The organism is Verrucomicrobiota bacterium (genome assembly GCA_016200005.1).
GTDB lineage: Bacteria > Verrucomicrobiota > Verrucomicrobiia > Limisphaerales > PALSA-1396 > PALSA-1396.
Window position 1 is genome coordinate 18,263 of record JACQFP010000049.1, and the last position, 16,634, is coordinate 34,896.

The window sequence follows — 16,634 nt, forward strand, 5'->3', positions numbered from 1 at the left end:
CAACATCGAACATCCAACATCCAACGTTCAATGCCCAAGCGTTGGTTTATGCTTTGGGTGTTCGATGTTGGATGTTGGGCGTTGGATGTTTTCCCATGAATATCCTCTTCCGCCTCCTCTATCTCAACTATCGCATCTTCTCGACTCTCCAGTATTGGGCGATGCGGCGGTTCACGCGCCCAGGGTTGGCGCTGGTCGTCGCGGTCATTGTCGCAGCCACGCTGGGGGTCGATCCGGAAAACACCGTCGGCTACCAAGGGTTCACGCTGTTGTTTTCCCTGCTGCTCGTGGCGTTTCTGTTTGCAGGTTTTTTCAAGGTTCGCTTTACCGCCGAGCGACTTCTGCCGCGCTTCGGCACGGTCGGCAAACCGTTTCACTATCGCGTTGCAGTCAGAAATCTCACGGGCAAAACCCAGAATGGTCTCACGCTGCTGGAGAACATTGCCGATCCGCGACCTTCGTTTGCGGATTGGAAGGCGCGGCAACTCGACGACGAGCGACATCTCCGTCCGTTCAGCTTCAGCCGGCGGCGACGCGCGAATCCCTTCAAACTGGCGACGCTCAAAGATGCCGCGGTGCCCGCCGCTCCGCCGAATCAGGAAGTCGAGACGCGTGTGGAAGTGACGCCATTGCGGCGCGGCATTTTACGATTTGCCGGTTTGTCGCTCGCGCGGCCTGATCCGCTGGGACTGTTCCGCGCGATCCGCAAGATTTCGTTGCCCCAATCCATCCTAATCCTGCCGAAGCGCTACTGGCTTCCGCCCGTCGCGTTGCCGGGCGCGATGAAATATCAGCAAGGCGGCGTGGCGCTGGCGTCGAATGTCGGGCTGAGCGATGAGTATGTTTCGTTGCGGGAATATCGGCGCGGCGATCCGGTGCGGCACATTCACTGGCGGAGTTGGGCCAAAACCGGAAAGCCCATCGTCAAGGAATTTGAGGACGAATTTTTCGTGCGGCACGCGCTGGTGCTGGACACCTTCACCGACCAGTCGCACAGCGACGAGTTCGAGGAGGCGGTGTCGGTCGCAGCGTCGTTCGCCTGCACGGTGCTCACCCAGGAATCGTTGCTGGATTTGCTGTTCGTCGGGTCGCAGGCGTATTGTTTCACGGCAGGCCGCGGCCTGGCGCACGCGGACCAAATGTTGGAAATCCTCGCGTCGGTACGGCCTTGCCACGAACAGACGTTCACCTCGCTCGAGGATTTGGTTCTGGACCACGCGAGCGCGGTGAGTGGCTGCGTCTGCGTGCTGCTGGCGTGGGACAACGAGCGACAACAATTGGTGAGAAAGTTGAAGGCGCTTGGCTTGCCGGTGTTGGTGTTGGTGGTTCGGCCCGCTGGAAAAAATGAACCGCGCGATTCCGGTCCGATGCGCGACGAACCAGGCCACTTGCACTTTCTTGAAATCGGGCGGATAGAAGAACAACTGGCGGGGATGATGTGATTAAATCCGAAATCCGAATGTCGAAATCCGAAACAAATCCGAAGATCGAAGTCCGAACCAGAAGGCTTGACCGCATTTCGGCATTCGGAATTCGGGATTCTTTCGGATTTCGGATTTCGGGCTTCGGATTTTTCAGCAAATGAAGCCTCCTCCCTTGTTGCTCGGCGCCGCGCTGCTCTTCTGGGGCTGGCAATCCGATCTGCTGCTCGTGGGCGCGCTCCTGGCGGTCGTGCTCGAAAGCGCGCGGCTCACCAAGGCGCGTTGGGAATTTTCCGACGAAGACTTCAGCCGCATCTGGACTTTTTGCTGTGTGGTCTTTCTGGGCGCGGCGGTTTATGCGTTCACCTCCAACGAGGGCCCGGCAACCTTCGGCAGCCTTTTCCAGAATCCGAATTTCTACACCCAACGCAACGCCGGCGCCTCCACCGCCAAAACCGCCGCCTCACTCTTCCGCTGGCTGCCGATGATTTTCTTCCCGTTCCTGGCAATGCAAATGTTCAGCACGCGCGAGATGATTCCGCTGGCGACGATTTCGCTCATCCTGCGCCGCCGTTGGAAGAAGGCCAAGAAGGCCGGCAAACCCACGCCTGCGTCGCGCGATGTCAACATCGCGTATCCTTATTTTGGCGGCACGCTGCTGGCGGCGAGCGTGCACCCCGCCGAGGGCGCGACGTATTTCTGGGGTCTGTGTGCGCTGTTGGCATGGGCGCTGTGGGCCCAGCGCTCGCGGCGGTTCGCGGTTGTGGTCTGGGTCATTGCGCTGGCGGTGGCGGTGACGCTCGGTTTCTTTGGTCAGCGCAGCATCGGACAGTTTCAACGCTACCTGGAAAATTTCAATGCGCAGTGGGTCTCGCGGTTCATGCGGCGCGGATTCGGCTTCGACCCGACGCAAAGCCGCACCGCGCTCGGCAACATCGGCGAAATCAAGACCTCCGGCCGCATCGGCATCTGGCTCGAAACGAAGAACGGCAGCCCGCCGCCAACTTACCTCCGCGCGGCGAGTTACCGCGGCTACAAGTCGCCGATCTGGTTCGCTGGCTCGTCCAAGGACGATTTCACGAGCGTCCAGGAAGATGTCCTCAACAGCGGTGAGTGGACATTGCTCCGGAGCAAATCCAACAACGCGTCGGTCAATATCACCTGTTATCTGGCCGGCAGGAAAGACAATTACCCCGCCGACCTGCTGCCGTTGCCAACCGGGAGCGCACGGCTGGAAAACTTTTTCGCGTATCTGCTCCAGAAGAACAGCGCCGGCGCCGTGCTCGCCGAGGGGCCGCGTCTGGTGATGTTCGACGCGCTCTATGGACCGGGGGCAACGATTGATTCGTTTGCGGACACCAACGAGGACCTCAAAATTCCCGACCGTGAGAAGCCGGCGCTCGATTCGGTGATTGAGGATTTGCAACTTCGCGGACAAAGCGCGGAACAGGCGCAGCGGACGCTCGCCGCATTTTTTGCCGACAAATTCACCTATAGCAAGTGGCAGGGCCTGCCGCGCTTCAAAAAGAACGACGACACACCGCTGAGCCGTTTCCTGCTGCAGACCCGCAGCGGCCACTGCGAATACTTCGCCACGGCGACCGTGTTGTTGCTGCGCCGAGCCGCCATCCCGGCGCGGTACGCCGTGGGCTGGTCCGTGCATGAAGGTTCCGGCGGCAAATACGTCGTGCGCGCGCGCGACGCGCACGCGTGGTGTCTGGTCTGGGACAAGGAACAGGAAAAATGGCTGGACTTCGATACGACGCCAGCATCCTGGGTTTCGGCGGAAGGGAAAAACAAGTCGGCGTTCCAATGGCTCTCGGATTTCTGGACGCGTATCGGTCTGGAGATCTCGAAAATCCGTTACGGCCAGAGCAAGCTGCGGCAATATCTCCTGTGGATCATCGTGCCGGTGCTGGCGCTGTTGCTGTATCGAATCATCTTTCGTCGCGGGCGACGGCGACAGCGCGGAGCAAAACCGGGCAGCGCGGAAGTTCTCGACTGGCCGGGGCTGGACTCGGAGTTTTACCAACTCGAAAACAAACTTGCCGAACGCGGCGTGCCGCGCGGGGCAAGCGAGCCGCTGAACGAATGGCTGCATCGCATGGCGGAAACGCCTGACCTCTCCGGGTTGCGCGCGCCGTTGGAGGAATTGTTGCGGTTGCACTACCGCTACCGCTTCGATCCGTTGGGTTTGAGCGAGGCGGACCGGGAATTGTTGAAGCGGGAGGCGAGGAAGTGTTTGGAGAAATTGTCGCGCGCGGAGAAGGCGGTTGTCGCCGGAAAATGAAATAGATTTGCAGCGTTTGTCCGCGCGGGTTTCAGGCTCATTTCAAAAGCAAACGGACGCTGGACTGAGATTCACGTCCAGTATACGGTTGCGACTTGAATCTGGATAGGCTTCAAACCCGGTCGCTTGGTTGGAGGTTAGTCTTCATCCAGTTCGCGCATGGAATCAGCTTCCAAAACTGAGCGCCAAAAGAGCAAGCCGTGGATCACTATGGTGGTTGTCGGCCTCGTTCTATATTTCGTTAGTGTTGGCCCGGCTGCACGGCTGATGTATGGAAAGAATGCCAGCGCAACTGCTGCGCACACTTTCGAGACCATTTACGCACCAGTGATTTGGCTTCAGCACACTCCAATACTGGGTTGGTTCATCTATTGGTATGTAGACCAGTGGGAAGCTATTGACGACTAATACGGAGATAGGCTGCAATCGTTAGCGTCATTTTCCAAACGGCACCTGCACGATTCTCGCCCCGCTATCATTACCGGCACTTCGTAATTTCAATTCGGTACCAACTGCGTTTGCCTCGCGCCGCACGTAACCGAGAGCAACGTTGGCTTTGAGCGTTGGTGAGGCGATGGCGCTCGTGATGTGGCCGACTTCCTTGCCGTCTTTGAACAGTTTGTCGCCGCGCACGGGCAAGGTTTTCAAATCGTCGGCCAGACGCAGGCCGCGCAGTTCGCGGTTCACGTGGCCGATGGTGTGGATGCGGTTGATGACTTCTTGGCCGATGTAGCAGCCTTTGTTGTAACTCACCGCGCGCGCCTCGATGCCGCACTCCAGCGCAATGTTCGTCTCGTCCATGTCCGCGCCGAATCGCGGAATGCCCGCCTCGATGCGTGCCATCTCCAAAGCCATCCACCCGCACGCAAGTCCGCCGACGCTTTTCGCGGCGGCGATGAGTTTGTCAGCCACCACTCCCAATGCAGGCAATGGCACGAACAAGTCAAAGCCTGAACGATCATGTGGCTCGTGACCGCTCACCGTAGCAGCCGACGTCAGTCGGCTCTGGCTCTCCTCGGGAGAAGCTTGAGCCGACTGACGTCGGCTGCTACGACGCCCCAGCCGCGACTGCTTCATCAAATAGATTTCGCCCAGAGTCGGGTCGGTGACTTTTAAGGAACTGAGCGTCGCGTTGGGGATTTCAGCAAACAGACTCAAGCTGCGCACGACGGATCCAGCTTTTGGCCCTTGCACGCTGAGCAAGCCGTAGTGCGGCGCGACATCCACCACTTGCACATCGTCGGCGACGATGTATTTCTCCAGCCGTTGCGTCACGACGGCGGTGAGGCCCGGCTCGAAGTCGAGCAGCAGTTCGTCTTGCAGACAGAAGATGTTGAGGTCGCTCTGCATCTTTCCCTTGGCCGTGACGAGCGCGGCGTAACAACCTTCGCCGACGCGCAGGCGTTTCACATCATTCGTGACCTGACCGTGCAGAAAGCGAACGCGGTCCTTGCCAGTCAGGCAAAGCCGGCTGCGAAAGCTCAGTTCAATTACGCCGGCGGTTTCGCGCAACGCCGCGTGCTCCGCCAGCGCGTCACCGTAATGACTGACGACCTCCGCGCCGTTCACCTCGGCGAAGGTGGCGTTCAGGTCTTGATGAAGTTCGTGCAGAGCCAGTCTTACCATGGAGCGAATGTAACGATTCCTCATTCGCGAAGCACAATGAAAATTGAGAAGTCGGTGTGGGCGAAAGCTGGAGTTCACGCTTCAGCGTGGCCGGAACAAGCTAAAGCTTGAACTCCAACCAACGGACACGGTCCCCGCATCTACACAATCGCCTTTCCCGTCGTTGGATCGAAGAAGTGCGCACTGCGCGTGTCGAAGACGAGGGAGGTTTTTTGCTTCACGGCCACTCGATCGGTTGCGTTAACGCGGGCGATAAACGAGTGCGAGCCGGTGGTGAGATAAATGTAGGTCTCAGAACCCATCGGTTCGATGATTTCCACCGAGGCATCCACTATTCTTTCCGGCGGCGCTTCGCGGGCGTGAAGTTTATCAACGATGTTTTCCGGGCGGATGCCGAAAACAATTTTCTTCCCGATGTAGTTGCTCAATTTTGGCGACATCACATCATCCAGTTGAACGGTGAAGTTGTCAGGTGCGGGAATCTGTGAGTGTTGTTCCCGAAAACAAAGTCCGTTTCCTGCTTGCGCTATCTCACCACAAAAGACATTCATGGGTGGCGAACCGATGAAACCAGCGACGAACAGGTTGGCTGGATGGTGGTAGATGTTCATCGGCTCGTCCACCTGCTGGATGACGCCGTTCCTCATTACCGCGATGCGGTCGCCCATCGACATGGCTTCCCCCTGGTCATGCGTGACGTAAATCATGGTGGCGGCGAGGCGGGCCTGGAGTTTAACGATTTCGGCGCGCATCTGCACGCGCATCTGGGTGTCCAAATTGGAAAGCGGTTCGTCGAAAAGGAAGACCCTGGGTTTGCGCACCATCGCGCGACCTACCGCCACGCGCTGACGCTCGCCGCCGGAAAGCGCCTTGGGCAAACTGTCGAGCCAGGCCGTGAGGCCAAGAATCTCTGCCGCTTCCTTGACGCGGTGTTCGATCTCCGCCTTGGGATGCTTCCGTAGCTTCAAGCCGAACGCCATGTTCTCATACACCGTCATGTGCGGATACAGTGCGTGGTTTTGAAAAACCATGGCGACGTCGCGGTCTTTTGGGGACATGTCATTCATCACCTCGTCATCAATGGAAATTGTGCCGCGAGTGATTTCCTCCAAACCGGCGATCAGGCGCAACGTCGTAGTCTTGCCGCAACCGGACGGGCCGACGAGAACAAGGAGTTCCTTGTCCTCGACGGTGAGGTTGGCGTTGTTGACGGCGCAGATCTCCCGGCCTTTTCGCTCTTTGAAAACCTTGGTGAGGTTTTCGATCCGTACTCGTGCCATGAATGAAGTGTTGAATGTTCAGCGCCAAACGTCGAGCGCGGAGTGATCCAGGTGCGGAGGGCGGAAGTTGTATCGGTTGCCAAAAGTAATCTCCAATTTGAACGACGCCCCCTCACCCTTCCCTCTCCCCATCCGATGGGGAAAGGGTGGCGAAGGCCGGGTGAGGGGTTGTTCATTTTTCTATCCGGAAATCTTTTTTGATAATCACTCCAAGACTTGCTTTTCCAGATGGCGAATATGGCGTTGACGCTGGCGCGAGCTTCTCCGCATGATGCGAATCGCGCCCGACAATCCAGCTTGAGCGAAGTGATCGGAGTCGGTTGTCGTGGCCAGAACTCAACACGGATCATGAATCTCGATGCGCTTTATTCGGAGCTGACGTTAAACACTGATGCGAAACTTGTTCTCCTCGTGCTCGACGGCCTGGGTGACATTGCCACAAAGGAACAGGGCTACTTGACGCCCCTGGAAGCAGCCGCGACGCCCAACCTCGATGCATTGGCCAAGGACGCAGCGCAGGGAAGGATGATTCCGGTCGCACCCGGCATCACACCCGGCAGTGGGCCGGGTCATCTCGCGCTGTTCGGTTATGATCCGTTGGAGTTTCAAGTCGGACGCGGCGTGATCGAAGCGCTCGGATTGGGTCTTGAGTTGAAAGCAGGCGACGTGGCCGCGCGTGCCAACTTTTGCACGCTCGACGCCAAAGGGATTGTGACGGACCGCCGCGCTGGGCGGATCGAAACCGAAATCTGCGAAGAGCTTTGCGAGTTGCTGTCGAAAAAGATCAAGAAGGTGGGCGACGCGCAGGTCATCATCAAAGCCGGCAAAGGTCATCGCTTTGTGGTCATCCTCCGCGGCAAGGGTTTGGAGGGGCCGCTGACGGACGCCGACCCGCATCGCGAAGGCGCGCTTATTCCTATTGCTCAACCAGTTAACCGCAAGTCGGCCAAGGCCAAGAAGGCGGCTAAATTGATCAAGGAGTTCTACAAATTGGCGTTGCCAATCATCGCGAAGCGAAAGCCTGCGAACGGCTTTTTGATGCGTGGCATTGCCCACCGACCGGCGATTCCGCTCTTCGAGGAGCGCTACCATCTGAAGCCTGCGTGCCTCGCTGTCTATCCGATGTATAAGGGGCTGGCGCAACTGGTCGGCATGACCAAACTTGAAGGACCGCAGACCATTGCCGGGCAATTCGAGCGTTACCTGGCCGAGTACGAGAACTATGATTTCTTTTTCATTCATTACAAGTACACCGACATGCACGGTGAGGACGGCAACTTCGAAGCGAAGAAAAAGGCGATCGAAGAGTTCGACGCGGCGCTCCCCATCTTGCTGCGAAAGAGACCCGACGTCCTCGCGATCACTGGCGATCATTCCACGCCGTGCGCGTTACGGGGTCACTCGTGGCATCCGCAACCGGTGTTGCTGGTGTCGGCGACTTCCGGTTCGGACAAACTCGACCGTTTCACCGAGACGAATGCGAACCGTGGCTCACTCGGAGTGTTCGAAGCGAAATGGCTGATGCGTCTCATGCAGGCGAACGCAAAAATGTTTGACAAGTTCGGAGCTTGAGCTGGAATTTTATCCAGTTGCCAAAAAACTTTTTCAAAAAATGTGTTGCATGTCGGTAGAAAAGATTTTTTATTTTTTCAAAATAAGACTAGTCAGCAGAAAGATTTCTGTCTAAATGAACTTAGATGAACCCAAAAAACTGATCGGGGGTGATATTCGTGGCAGCTAAAAAGAAAAAAGCAGGAAAGAAAAAGAAGTAACCATCACCCAACACCAGGATGGCAGGTCTGGTCCCAGCGACAGGTTTCCCATCCTGGTCAATTGATCTGTCTCGCCCCGCCGCCGCATGGCCAAATTGGTTTTTGACATCGAGTCCTCCACGCTGCCACTGACAAACTTCGATGAAGTGCAGCAGGAGTATCTTTTTCGCGAGACGGAAAAAATCACCGACGTAGTCGCGCGCGAAACCCGCCGCGCCGAAATCCTTCAGCAGTTCAATCTCTGGCCCTTCACCGCCCAGGTGGTGTGCATTGCCATGCTCAATGCGGACACGGTGCGGGGTCAGGTGCTGTTCACCGCGGATGATTGCGAGGCGGACACTGCCGAGGCCGGGCCGGTCGAGTTTGTTGCCTGCGTGGATGAGACTGAACTACTGACGGCCTTTTGGGACGTGGCCCAGCATTATGAGGCGATTGTGACGTTCAATGGGCGCGGTTTTGATGTGCCCTTCCTTTACCTGCGGTCCGCTCTCTTGAACGTCCCGATCAAACGCAAGGACTGGCTCGGCTACCGTTTTCAAACTGAACCGCATTGCGATCTGGCAGAACAACTTACATTTTACGGCGTCAGCGGTCGGGATGGGGCGGCGCGCAAGTTCAATCTCGATTTCTACTGCAAGGCCTTCGGCATTGAATCACCCAAGAGTCACGGCGTCACGGGGCTGGACGTAAATCATCTGCTGGCGGAAGGCAAGTATCGCGAGATTGCCGAGTATTGTTTGCGGGACGTGCGCGCCACCGTGGAGCTTTACCGGATCTGGAAAGAGCGGCTGGCGGGAATCAAATGAGTGCGGAGTGCGGAGTGCGGAGTGCGGAATCCGAAGCGCGCCGCGGTCGTGAGAGGACGTTCGTTTGTTTTGCAGTCAAGGAGGAGGCGGCTGCGTTTCGAAAAATCGCAGCGGGCAGAACCGATGTTGCGATTCTCATCACCGGCATCGGACAGAACAACGCTCAAAGGTCGGTTCGCGATTTTCTCCGGCAGCATTCTCCTCAGCGTGTGTTCACCTGCGGTTTTGCCGGTGGTCTGAATCCCAAACTCAAAATTGGCGATGTGATTTTTCTCACTGTCTATCCCGATTTGGACAAGGCTCTGGCTGAGTCGGGCGCATCGCCAGCAAGTTTGTTTTGTGCACAGCGCATCGTGACGACGGCGGCGGAAAAGCAAGAGTTGCGTCGCACCACAGGTGCCGACGCGGTGGAAATGGAATCAGGCGCGATTCAAGCCGTCTGCCGCGAGCGCGGAATTCCTTGCGCGACAGTGCGCGTGATCTCAGACACAGCCAACGAAGATTTACCGCTTAACTTCAACCGACTTGCGAAGCCGGACATGAGCCTCGATTACGGCAAGCTGGCGCTGGCAATTGCGAAATCGCCCGCGCAAATTCCAGCACTGTTGCGGCTGCAGAAGAATTGCCGGTTCGCAGCGGAGCAGCTCGCCCGTGTATTGGCGAAGGTCATCTGGCCGCCGTAGGCGTTTGGGCGGCGGGGATTGCGTCCGCCGGTTTGGACTTCGCCTTCTCGCTGTAGCTCACCAGTGCCGCGCCGACGACTATCAGCGCCACGCCTGCCCAACGCAGCGCCGACACTTCTTCCTTGAGAATGATCTTCGCCGCAATGGCGGTGATGACGAAACCAAGAGAAGTCAACGGCCAGATCAGACTGACATCCCGCTGGGAGAGCAGGTATAGCAAGCAGCCAAAAAAAATCGCCTCGAAGAAAATGCCCAGCAGAATATTGCGGTTGACGGCACCGCGCGCCACGAGCCGGCCGATTTCCGCCAGGGTGACCTGTTGAAGTTCACCAATCTGTTTCAGGCCGGCGCTTAAAAAAACCACGCCCACCGCCTCGAACAAAAGACCGATAATCAAGACAAACAGAATTTTGGTCATGCTATAAATCCTCGTAACGAATCAACTTGATGCCGAGTTCTTCAACCAGCGCCTTCACCCGTGGACTGACCAAGGCATCGAACTCGTGCTTAAATTCGTCGAGCGACGGATGCGAGTAAAGCTCCGAATCGCCGGCCGGCAACTGCGGGAGAAGCCGCGTGACGAATCCTTGATCCACGCGCGCATTTTGCAGCAGGCCGAACACCTGCAAGGTATGTCGAATATTTTTGCGCTGAAGAACGGGAAGCGCGCGTCCGGAAAGCAAGCGATGAATCAACGCATGACTCACCCGATACCCCCAGTGGCCGGAAGCCAGGCGCGCATTCAACCAAAAAGGGTCGCGGGTGAAGCGGAAACGCCGGATGCCGAGCCGGTCGGCGTCCTCCATCAGAATCCGGAAGATGGTGGGGTGGAGGTGGAGGTGGAGATGCCCGTTGACATGGTCGAGCGGAAGACCGGTGGCGCGGAATTTTTCGAACTGCGCATGAATTTCCTGACGTAACTGATCGCGCAGGCTTTTTCGGGCGAAGTACCGAAGGCCGGCCTTAACCGGACAATCGACGAATTCGTGTTGCGGGTTGACCAGGCTGGGAATCTCTTCTGCGGACAATGCTGAATGACCGCCCAGCAGGGTCAGGTGCAGCCCCACGCCCAGGCGCGGATTTTCCTTCGCCAGCGCGACGGCTTCCGCAAAGGCCGGCTCGTTCACCATCAAACTGGCGGTGGTGAGGATGCCCTCCCGATGAGCGCGGATGACCGCTAGGTTGATGGAACTGGAGCGGCCGAAATCGTCGGCGTTAACAATGAGGCGGCGGGCGGAGGTCATCAGGCGACGGGTGTTTGGTTCTTAATGTTAATCTTAATCTTGCTCTTCTGCTCCTCCTTCGCCGGCAGATTAAGAGGAAGATTAAGATTACGATTAAGAAGCGAACAAGGCTTAGGGCGTGCCATAATTCGGCGCCAGGGCGCCCGAGACCAACCGACACCAGGTGCGGAAGATGAGCAGGAACTTCTGGCCCTTGTTCAAGCGCGTCGGTCGGTCGCCAAAAACGTTGAACTGCTGCCGCTCCAGTTTGCGCAACAACCGCCAGTAAACCGAGCCCATCAATTCCGCCGCAATCATGGCGCGACGGTCTTCAGCGGGCAAAGTCTCCCGGGCAAGTTGATAAAAATGGCGCGCGCGGCTGGCAACACTCGCCGCCAGTTCACGAAAGCGAGTTGAGTATTCAAGTCGTAGAATTTCCCCGGATGAAATTTGAAAGCGGGCCAGCTCGGCAAGCGGCAGGTAGATGCGGCCGCGTTCGGCGTCGGAACGCACATCGCGCAGGATGTTCGTCAGTTGCAAGGCCTTCCCCAGATGGATGGCATAATCGCGAGACGCCGGATTCTTGTAGCCGAAGATCTCGATGCTCAAGAGTCCGACGACGGAAGCCACGCGATAACAGTATTGTTCCAGGTCGGCATAATTTTCGTAGCGCTTGATGGCCAAGTCCATCTCCACACCGCGGAGCAACTCATCAAAGTACTCGAACGGAAGCCGATATTGTTGAATGACCGGTTGGAGTTCGCGGTTGACTGGAAACTGTGGTGTCTCCGCTCCGCAGGCCCGGCGGATGTCGTCGCGCCACGCGGCCAGAACCTGGCGACGCCGGTCGATTGGCGAAGTTTCATCATCGGTCACATCATCCACTTCGCGGCAAAATGCGTAGAGGGCGGATATCCCATCGCGTTTGGTCCGCGGCAACAGCACGAACGCCAGCGCCAGGTTGGAGGCGCTTTTGCGGGTGATTTGCCGACTTTCTTGCATGCCTTACTTTGGCGGTGGGGGTTGATCCTCCGGGCGGATGGGCGGGAGGCCGCCGGTTTCCGCGAGCGTGGGATTGCGCGGCCGATGTTCCTTGCGGTGCCGGTGCCTTCGGCGATGCCGGTGGCGCGGGGGACTGGCGGAGGCCCCGTCCGGTGAATGGATTTGGGCGAAGGAAGGTGGATGCGGAGTGCGCAACAGGCCGCGGCGGCGGTGTTTACGATGCAGGAGGTAGGCAAAGAGAAAAACCAATAATGTGATGGCCACCAGAACCGCCACAAAAATCGTCACCTCATCGAACCGACGCGTGGCGACCAGTTGGTTGGCTGGTTGAGCATCGCTCACATTGGTATCAACCTGGGCCAGAATCAGACTGGTGGGTTTCATAAAGAATCTTCCGCTTCAGCCGGCAACGCACTCACCTCACTACCCTCGGGCACCGCGCTGATGTTCAATCGCCGCAGCCGGTAGCGCAGAGCGTGTCGGCTGATCTTCAACTGTTCGGCCGCCTTGGCGATGTTGTAGTGATGTTCTTCCAGCACACTGGTCACCAGTTCGCGTTCGAATTTGTCCAGCAGGGAATCCAGGGATTGGGTGCGGAGGGCGGCCGGCGCCCCGGGTTTGTGCAGCCGGGTTTCGATTTCAAAATCCGGCAGGCTGGCGGCTTGGATTTCGTCGGTCGTTTCCAAAATCAAGGCGCGCTCCACGACGTTGCGCAATTCCCGGACGTTGCCGGGCCAGTGATGGGCCAGCAACTGTTCGCGCGCTGGTCGGGAAAATCCTTTCGTGGGCTTGTTCACCACCCGGCTGAAATGATTCAAAAAATGGTCGGCGAGCAACAACACATCGTCGCCTCGTTCGCGCAGCGGCGGCAGGCGGAATTGGAAGACATTCAAGCGGTGGAACAGATCCTCGCGGAAGGTGTCGTCGCGGATCGCCGCCACAATGTCCCGATTCGTGGCGGCAATCAGGCGCACATCGACCTTCAACGGCTGAGTGCCGCCGACGCGCGTGAAGCTGCCGTCTTCCAAGAAGCGCAGCAACTTGGCTTGCAGCGGCTTGCTCATGTCCGCAATTTCATCCAGAAAAATCGTCCCGCCGTCCGCTTCTTCCACGCGTCCGGGTTTCTGTTTGTGCGCACCGGTGAACGCCCCTTTCTCGTGGCCGAACAGTTCGCTTTCCAACAGCGTTTCGGGGATGGCAGCGCAATTGATGCGGATGTAATTGGCGGCGTGCCGACGGCTCAGGCTGTGAATGGCGCCGGCCACCAATTCCTTGCCGGTGCCGCTTTCGCCGAGGACCAGCACGGTCGCATCAGTCGGCGCAACTCTTTGAATCAACTGCCGCAACTCCCGCATTTGCGGCGATTCGCCGATGATGTGTTCGAGGTGATACGTTTCAAAAGCCTGCGCGCGCAAGGCGACGTTTTCCTGCAGCAGGCGATAACGCTCGGCGCAACGCGAGACGGCGTGCAGCAACTCCTCGGGCGCAAACGGTTTGGCCAGATAATCAATCGCCCCTGCTTTGATGGCTTCCACGGCCAGCTTGGGGGTGGCGTAGGCGGTGATCATCAGGATCGGCAGGTCCGGCCATTGGGCGCGCGCTTTGCGCAGGAATTCAAAGCCGCTCATGCCACCAAGCCGGGCATCCGTGATGACCATGAAAAAATTCTCCTGCGCCAGCAGGCTCAGCCCCGCTTCGGCCGATTCAACCGCGCGGGTCGAATAGCCTTCGTCGCCCAACACAGTCTCCAGGGAGAGACGCATGTTTTTTTCATCGTCCACGACGAGCACGGGTGGCAAGGGAAAGCTCATGGGCCAAGTCTCAGCAACAGTTTCGCGGGGAACAATAATATGAAGCGCGCCCCTTGTCCAAGCTCTGATTCAACGCGCACAGTTCCACCGTAAAGCTCCACGTTGTGTTTGACGATCGCCAGCCCCAGTCCCGTGCCTCTTTCCTTGCTGGTAAAGTAGGCATCAAAAATCTTCCCCAACTTGTCGGCGGCGATGCCCGGCCCGTCATCCCGGACAATCACTTCAATGGAATAATCGCGCTGACAATGAGCGCTCAGAAAAATGTTTCCCTTTCCCCGCAATGCTTCACGAGCATTTTGCAGCAGGTTCACAAATACCTGGAGCAGATGGGCGCGCTGCATCAACAGCGGCGGAAAATGGGCCGCATAATCGCGATGGATTTGGATCTCATATTGCGCGCCGCGCGGAAAGACTTGCTCGACGGCGCGCTCCAGTTCCTCGATCACGCTCAATTTTTCCACACGACCTTCGCTCAACTGCGCATAACCAATCAGTTGCGTGATGATGCGGTCCGAGCGTTCCACCTCCTCCTGAATGATTTGAATCTGTTGAGCCGCGTCGCCTTTGCCTTCACGCAACGCGCGCTGGAGGGAGAAGGCCGCATTGTTGATGATGCCCAACGGGTTTTTCATTTGATGGGCGATTTCGGCGGCCAGCCGGCCAGCGGCGGCCAACTGTTCCTGGCGGGCGGCAAATTCCTGCGCTTCCTCCTCCACATGACGTTGCTTTTCCAACAAAGCCCGCACCCCGTAACAACTAATGGTCATCAACCAAAGGATGATCAGGCGTAGTAGAAAGGGTTCAGTGGCGACCTCGGCGCTCGGGGCTTCGGGTTGTGAATTCACCAGAATCCGATGGCGGGCAGGTTGAGACTTGACCGATGGTTGAACAACCTTCCGGGTCGGCGGCAGATAAAGCGCGGTGGTTTCCAGCTCGCCGACGTTGATGGCCAGGCTGCCTGCGCCAAGGTAAAAACCGCTCAACATCAGATTCAACACGATTTGCGGCATCGCCAGCGGAATGCTCAGAGCGTTGACCACGATCAACCCTGGAAAAACCCAGAAAAGAATGCTTTCGAATCCGCCAGTCACCAACGTCAGGCCCGCCAGCATCAGACCGTCCAACAAACCGACCGTAAACACCAGCCATTGGATCATCCCGAGGGGAAAGCGTTTCACCACTAGGAGAACGCTCGCGGCGCCGGCTTGAAACAGCACGTAGAAAACAAAGAAGTTTTGCAGCGTTTCCAGGACGACGCCCTGCGTTGTGGCCACCTCGGCGAGCCAGCGCGAGTAAAACAGATAATAAAGCACCACTCCCGTCACCATCACCCGCGCCGGCAAAACGATGTTGCGCTGCACCGCCAGAATGCGTGAGGTTTGCTGGGGCGGATCGGGGGCTGGAATTTCCAGCATTGCGGCCAGTTTTTTTGGCCATTGCCATTGGAATTGATTCATAGGCAATCTGCCCTCCGGGCATCTTTACTTATCAGGCCAGCAATTCCAGAACGCGGGCAGCCACTTTCTCCACTGGCCAGAGCCGTCCCAACCCTTCGTAACCGCAGGAGAGTAGCCCTTCCTCCGGCCCGATGAACTCGGCGCCGCGCGACTTGAGCGTTGCCACGTTTTGTTGCGTGGCCGGGTGCAGCCACATCTTGCCGTTCATGGCCGGCGCGATCAGCACCTTGGCTTTGGGATTCAGCGCCAGCGCAATGCACGTCAAGGCGTCATCGGCAATGCCATTCGCCATTTTTGCCAGCGTGTTGGCCGTCGCGGGCGCGACGAGCAACAGCGCCGCCTCATCGGCGAGTTTGATGTGGGTGGGTTTCCAACCTTCCTCCTCGTCGTAAAGGTCGGTGACGACCGGATGGCGGGACAGGGTCTTGAAGGCGAGCGGCGTGATGAAGCGGAGCGCATCCGCGGTCATCACCACGTGCACATCACCACCCCGTTGCGTCAATTGGCTGGTCAACTCCGCCGCTTTGTAAGCCGCGATGGAGCCGGTCACTCCAAGAACAATATTTTTACTCTTGCTCATCGGTTGCGCCTTGCGTCGGCCAGTGCTCAATCAACTGCCGGCGGTTGCGCCCGGGCCGGGCGCATTTTTTCCGCCTCTACGATCGCCTGCATCCGTCGCAAATCTTCGGCAATGGTCGTGCTGATCAATAGGTAATCGAAATTCTTCCACTGCGCAATCTCCTGCCGCGCCACGCCGAGTCGCTTTTGGATGGTTGCCGGCGAATCAGCGCCCCGTTTCTTGAGCCGGTTTTCCAATACAGCCAGCGAGGGCGGCGTCAGAAACGTCATGACCAGCGCCCGTTTCAATTCCTCATCCTCTTCGGTCCGCGCGCGAATCGTGGCCGCGCCTTGCACATCCACGTTGAGCAGCACATCCCTGCCTTGCCGCAGCTTGCCCAGCACTTCGGTCTTTAATGTCCCGTAGCTGTGACCGTAAACTGTCGCGTGTTCCAGAAAATTGCCTGCCTGCACCCGTTTGAGAAAGGAGGCGGCGTCCAGAAAATAATAATCCACTCCGTCGCGCTCGCCTTCCCGAGGAGGCCGCGTCGTGCAGGTGACGGCCCGCGTGAGACCGGGATTGGCCGCGAGTAGTTGCTGGCAAAGCGTCGTCTTGCCGCCACCGGAAGGCGCGGAAATGACAATCAACAATGGACTCGGATGCGCATCAGCCATTTTGAAATCCGGCGTGGCCGGTGCGCAACA

15 protein-coding genes are annotated in these 16,634 nt (G+C 57.9%); 5 read left to right on the forward strand and 10 right to left on the reverse strand.

What is annotated here, in order from left to right:
• The first annotated feature begins 95 nt into the window (after positions 1-95).
• Together HY298_17835 and HY298_17840 are read left to right on the forward strand one after the other, a co-directional pair.
• Positions 96-1,442: a DUF58 domain-containing protein gene (locus HY298_17835; GenBank protein ID MBI3852122.1), complete on the forward strand. Its 1,347-nt coding sequence runs from the start codon at positions 96-98 to the stop codon at positions 1,440-1,442.
• Between the two features lie 139 nt (positions 1,443-1,581).
• Positions 1,582-3,711, forward strand: a complete 2,130-nt coding sequence (locus tag HY298_17840; GenBank protein ID MBI3852123.1) for a transglutaminase domain-containing protein — start codon at positions 1,582-1,584, stop codon at positions 3,709-3,711.
• A gap of 435 nt (positions 3,712-4,146) precedes the next feature.
• On the opposite strand, the gene HY298_17845 is transcribed toward HY298_17840, so the two are convergent.
• Both HY298_17845 and HY298_17850 read right to left on the reverse strand, forming a co-directional pair.
• Positions 4,147-5,337 (reverse strand): aminomethyl transferase family protein, encoded by a 1,191-nt coding sequence (locus HY298_17845; GenBank protein MBI3852124.1) that lies wholly within the window; start codon positions 5,335-5,337, stop codon positions 4,147-4,149.
• A gap of 140 nt (positions 5,338-5,477) precedes the next feature.
• Entirely contained in the window at positions 5,478-6,617 is a 1,140-nt protein-coding gene (locus HY298_17850; GenBank protein MBI3852125.1) for an ABC transporter ATP-binding protein, read from the reverse strand.
• 348 nt (positions 6,618-6,965) lie between these two features.
• On the opposite strand from HY298_17850, the gene HY298_17855 reads away from it, so the two are divergent.
• From HY298_17855 to HY298_17865, 3 genes are all read left to right on the forward strand, one after another.
• Positions 6,966-8,189: a 2,3-bisphosphoglycerate-independent phosphoglycerate mutase gene (locus HY298_17855; GenBank protein ID MBI3852126.1), complete on the forward strand. Its 1,224-nt coding sequence runs from the start codon at positions 6,966-6,968 to the stop codon at positions 8,187-8,189.
• Between the two features lie 286 nt (positions 8,190-8,475).
• Positions 8,476-9,195 carry a ribonuclease H-like domain-containing protein gene (locus tag HY298_17860; protein ID MBI3852127.1) on the forward strand — a complete coding sequence of 240 codons (720 nt, stop codon included), beginning with the start codon at positions 8,476-8,478 and terminating at the stop codon, positions 9,193-9,195.
• The gene (locus tag HY298_17865; GenBank protein ID MBI3852128.1) at positions 9,192-9,878 is read left to right on the forward strand and encodes a hypothetical protein; all 687 of its coding nucleotides are present in this window, start codon (positions 9,192-9,194) and stop codon (positions 9,876-9,878) included. Before HY298_17860 ends, HY298_17865 begins: the two co-directional genes overlap by 4 nt.
• Here HY298_17865 and HY298_17870 read toward each other — a convergent pair.
• The 8 genes from HY298_17870 to gmk all read right to left on the reverse strand — a co-directional run bounded on the left by HY298_17870 (position 9,862) and on the right by gmk (position 16,604).
• Positions 9,862-10,296 (reverse strand): EamA family transporter, encoded by a 435-nt coding sequence (locus HY298_17870; protein ID MBI3852129.1) that lies wholly within the window; start codon positions 10,294-10,296, stop codon positions 9,862-9,864. The two genes, HY298_17865 and HY298_17870, sit on opposite strands and share 17 nt — an antisense overlap.
• A gap of 1 nt (position 10,297) precedes the next feature.
• Positions 10,298-11,122, reverse strand: coding sequence for a hopanoid biosynthesis-associated protein HpnK (hpnK, locus tag HY298_17875; GenBank protein ID MBI3852130.1), 825 nt, complete (start codon positions 11,120-11,122; stop codon positions 10,298-10,300).
• Between the two features lie 111 nt (positions 11,123-11,233).
• Complete coding sequence (gene hpnD / locus HY298_17880) at positions 11,234-12,103, reverse strand: presqualene diphosphate synthase HpnD (protein MBI3852131.1); 870 nt, start codon at positions 12,101-12,103, stop codon at positions 11,234-11,236.
• A 3-nt stretch (positions 12,104-12,106) separates the two neighbouring features.
• Entirely contained in the window at positions 12,107-12,487 is a 381-nt protein-coding gene (locus HY298_17885) for a hypothetical protein (GenBank protein ID MBI3852132.1), read from the reverse strand.
• Positions 12,484-13,914: a sigma-54-dependent Fis family transcriptional regulator gene (locus HY298_17890; protein MBI3852133.1), complete on the reverse strand. Its 1,431-nt coding sequence runs from the start codon at positions 13,912-13,914 to the stop codon at positions 12,484-12,486. Before HY298_17890 ends, HY298_17885 begins: the two co-directional genes overlap by 4 nt.
• On the reverse strand, positions 13,911-15,371 hold the full coding sequence (locus HY298_17895; protein MBI3852134.1) for a GHKL domain-containing protein: 1,461 nt from the start codon (positions 15,369-15,371) through the stop codon (positions 13,911-13,913). The genes HY298_17890 and HY298_17895 overlap by 4 nt, the downstream gene beginning before the upstream one ends.
• A 31-nt stretch (positions 15,372-15,402) precedes the next feature.
• Complete coding sequence (locus HY298_17900) at positions 15,403-15,951, reverse strand: phosphopantothenoylcysteine decarboxylase (GenBank protein MBI3852135.1); 549 nt, start codon at positions 15,949-15,951, stop codon at positions 15,403-15,405.
• Between the two features lie 26 nt (positions 15,952-15,977).
• Positions 15,978-16,604 (reverse strand): guanylate kinase, encoded by a 627-nt coding sequence (gene gmk, locus HY298_17905; protein ID MBI3852136.1) that lies wholly within the window; start codon positions 16,602-16,604, stop codon positions 15,978-15,980.
• Positions 16,605-16,634 lie beyond the last annotated feature (30 nt).

Coding starts and splice junctions, on each gene's coding strand:
- HY298_17835 (MBI3852122.1), top strand. CDS start 96: ATGAATATCCTCTTCCGCCTCCTCTATCTCAACTATCGCATCTTCTCG.
- HY298_17840 (MBI3852123.1), top strand. CDS start 1,582: ATGAAGCCTCCTCCCTTGTTGCTCGGCGCCGCGCTGCTCTTCTGGGGC.
- HY298_17845 (MBI3852124.1), bottom strand. CDS start 5,337: ATGGTAAGACTGGCTCTGCACGAACTTCATCAAGACCTGAACGCCACC.
- HY298_17850 (MBI3852125.1), bottom strand. CDS start 6,617: ATGGCACGAGTACGGATCGAAAACCTCACCAAGGTTTTCAAAGAGCGA.
- HY298_17855 (MBI3852126.1), top strand. CDS start 6,966: ATGAATCTCGATGCGCTTTATTCGGAGCTGACGTTAAACACTGATGCG.
- HY298_17860 (MBI3852127.1), top strand. CDS start 8,476: ATGGCCAAATTGGTTTTTGACATCGAGTCCTCCACGCTGCCACTGACA.
- HY298_17865 (MBI3852128.1), top strand. CDS start 9,192: ATGAGTGCGGAGTGCGGAGTGCGGAGTGCGGAATCCGAAGCGCGCCGC.
- HY298_17870 (MBI3852129.1), bottom strand. CDS start 10,296: ATGACCAAAATTCTGTTTGTCTTGATTATCGGTCTTTTGTTCGAGGCG.
- hpnK (MBI3852130.1), bottom strand. CDS start 11,122: ATGACCTCCGCCCGCCGCCTCATTGTTAACGCCGACGATTTCGGCCGC.
- hpnD (MBI3852131.1), bottom strand. CDS start 12,103: ATGCAAGAAAGTCGGCAAATCACCCGCAAAAGCGCCTCCAACCTGGCG.
- HY298_17885 (MBI3852132.1), bottom strand. CDS start 12,487: ATGAAACCCACCAGTCTGATTCTGGCCCAGGTTGATACCAATGTGAGC.
- HY298_17890 (MBI3852133.1), bottom strand. CDS start 13,914: ATGAGCTTTCCCTTGCCACCCGTGCTCGTCGTGGACGATGAAAAAAAC.
- HY298_17895 (MBI3852134.1), bottom strand. CDS start 15,371: ATGAATCAATTCCAATGGCAATGGCCAAAAAAACTGGCCGCAATGCTG.
- HY298_17900 (MBI3852135.1), bottom strand. CDS start 15,951: ATGAGCAAGAGTAAAAATATTGTTCTTGGAGTGACCGGCTCCATCGCG.
- gmk (MBI3852136.1), bottom strand. CDS start 16,604: ATGGCTGATGCGCATCCGAGTCCATTGTTGATTGTCATTTCCGCGCCT.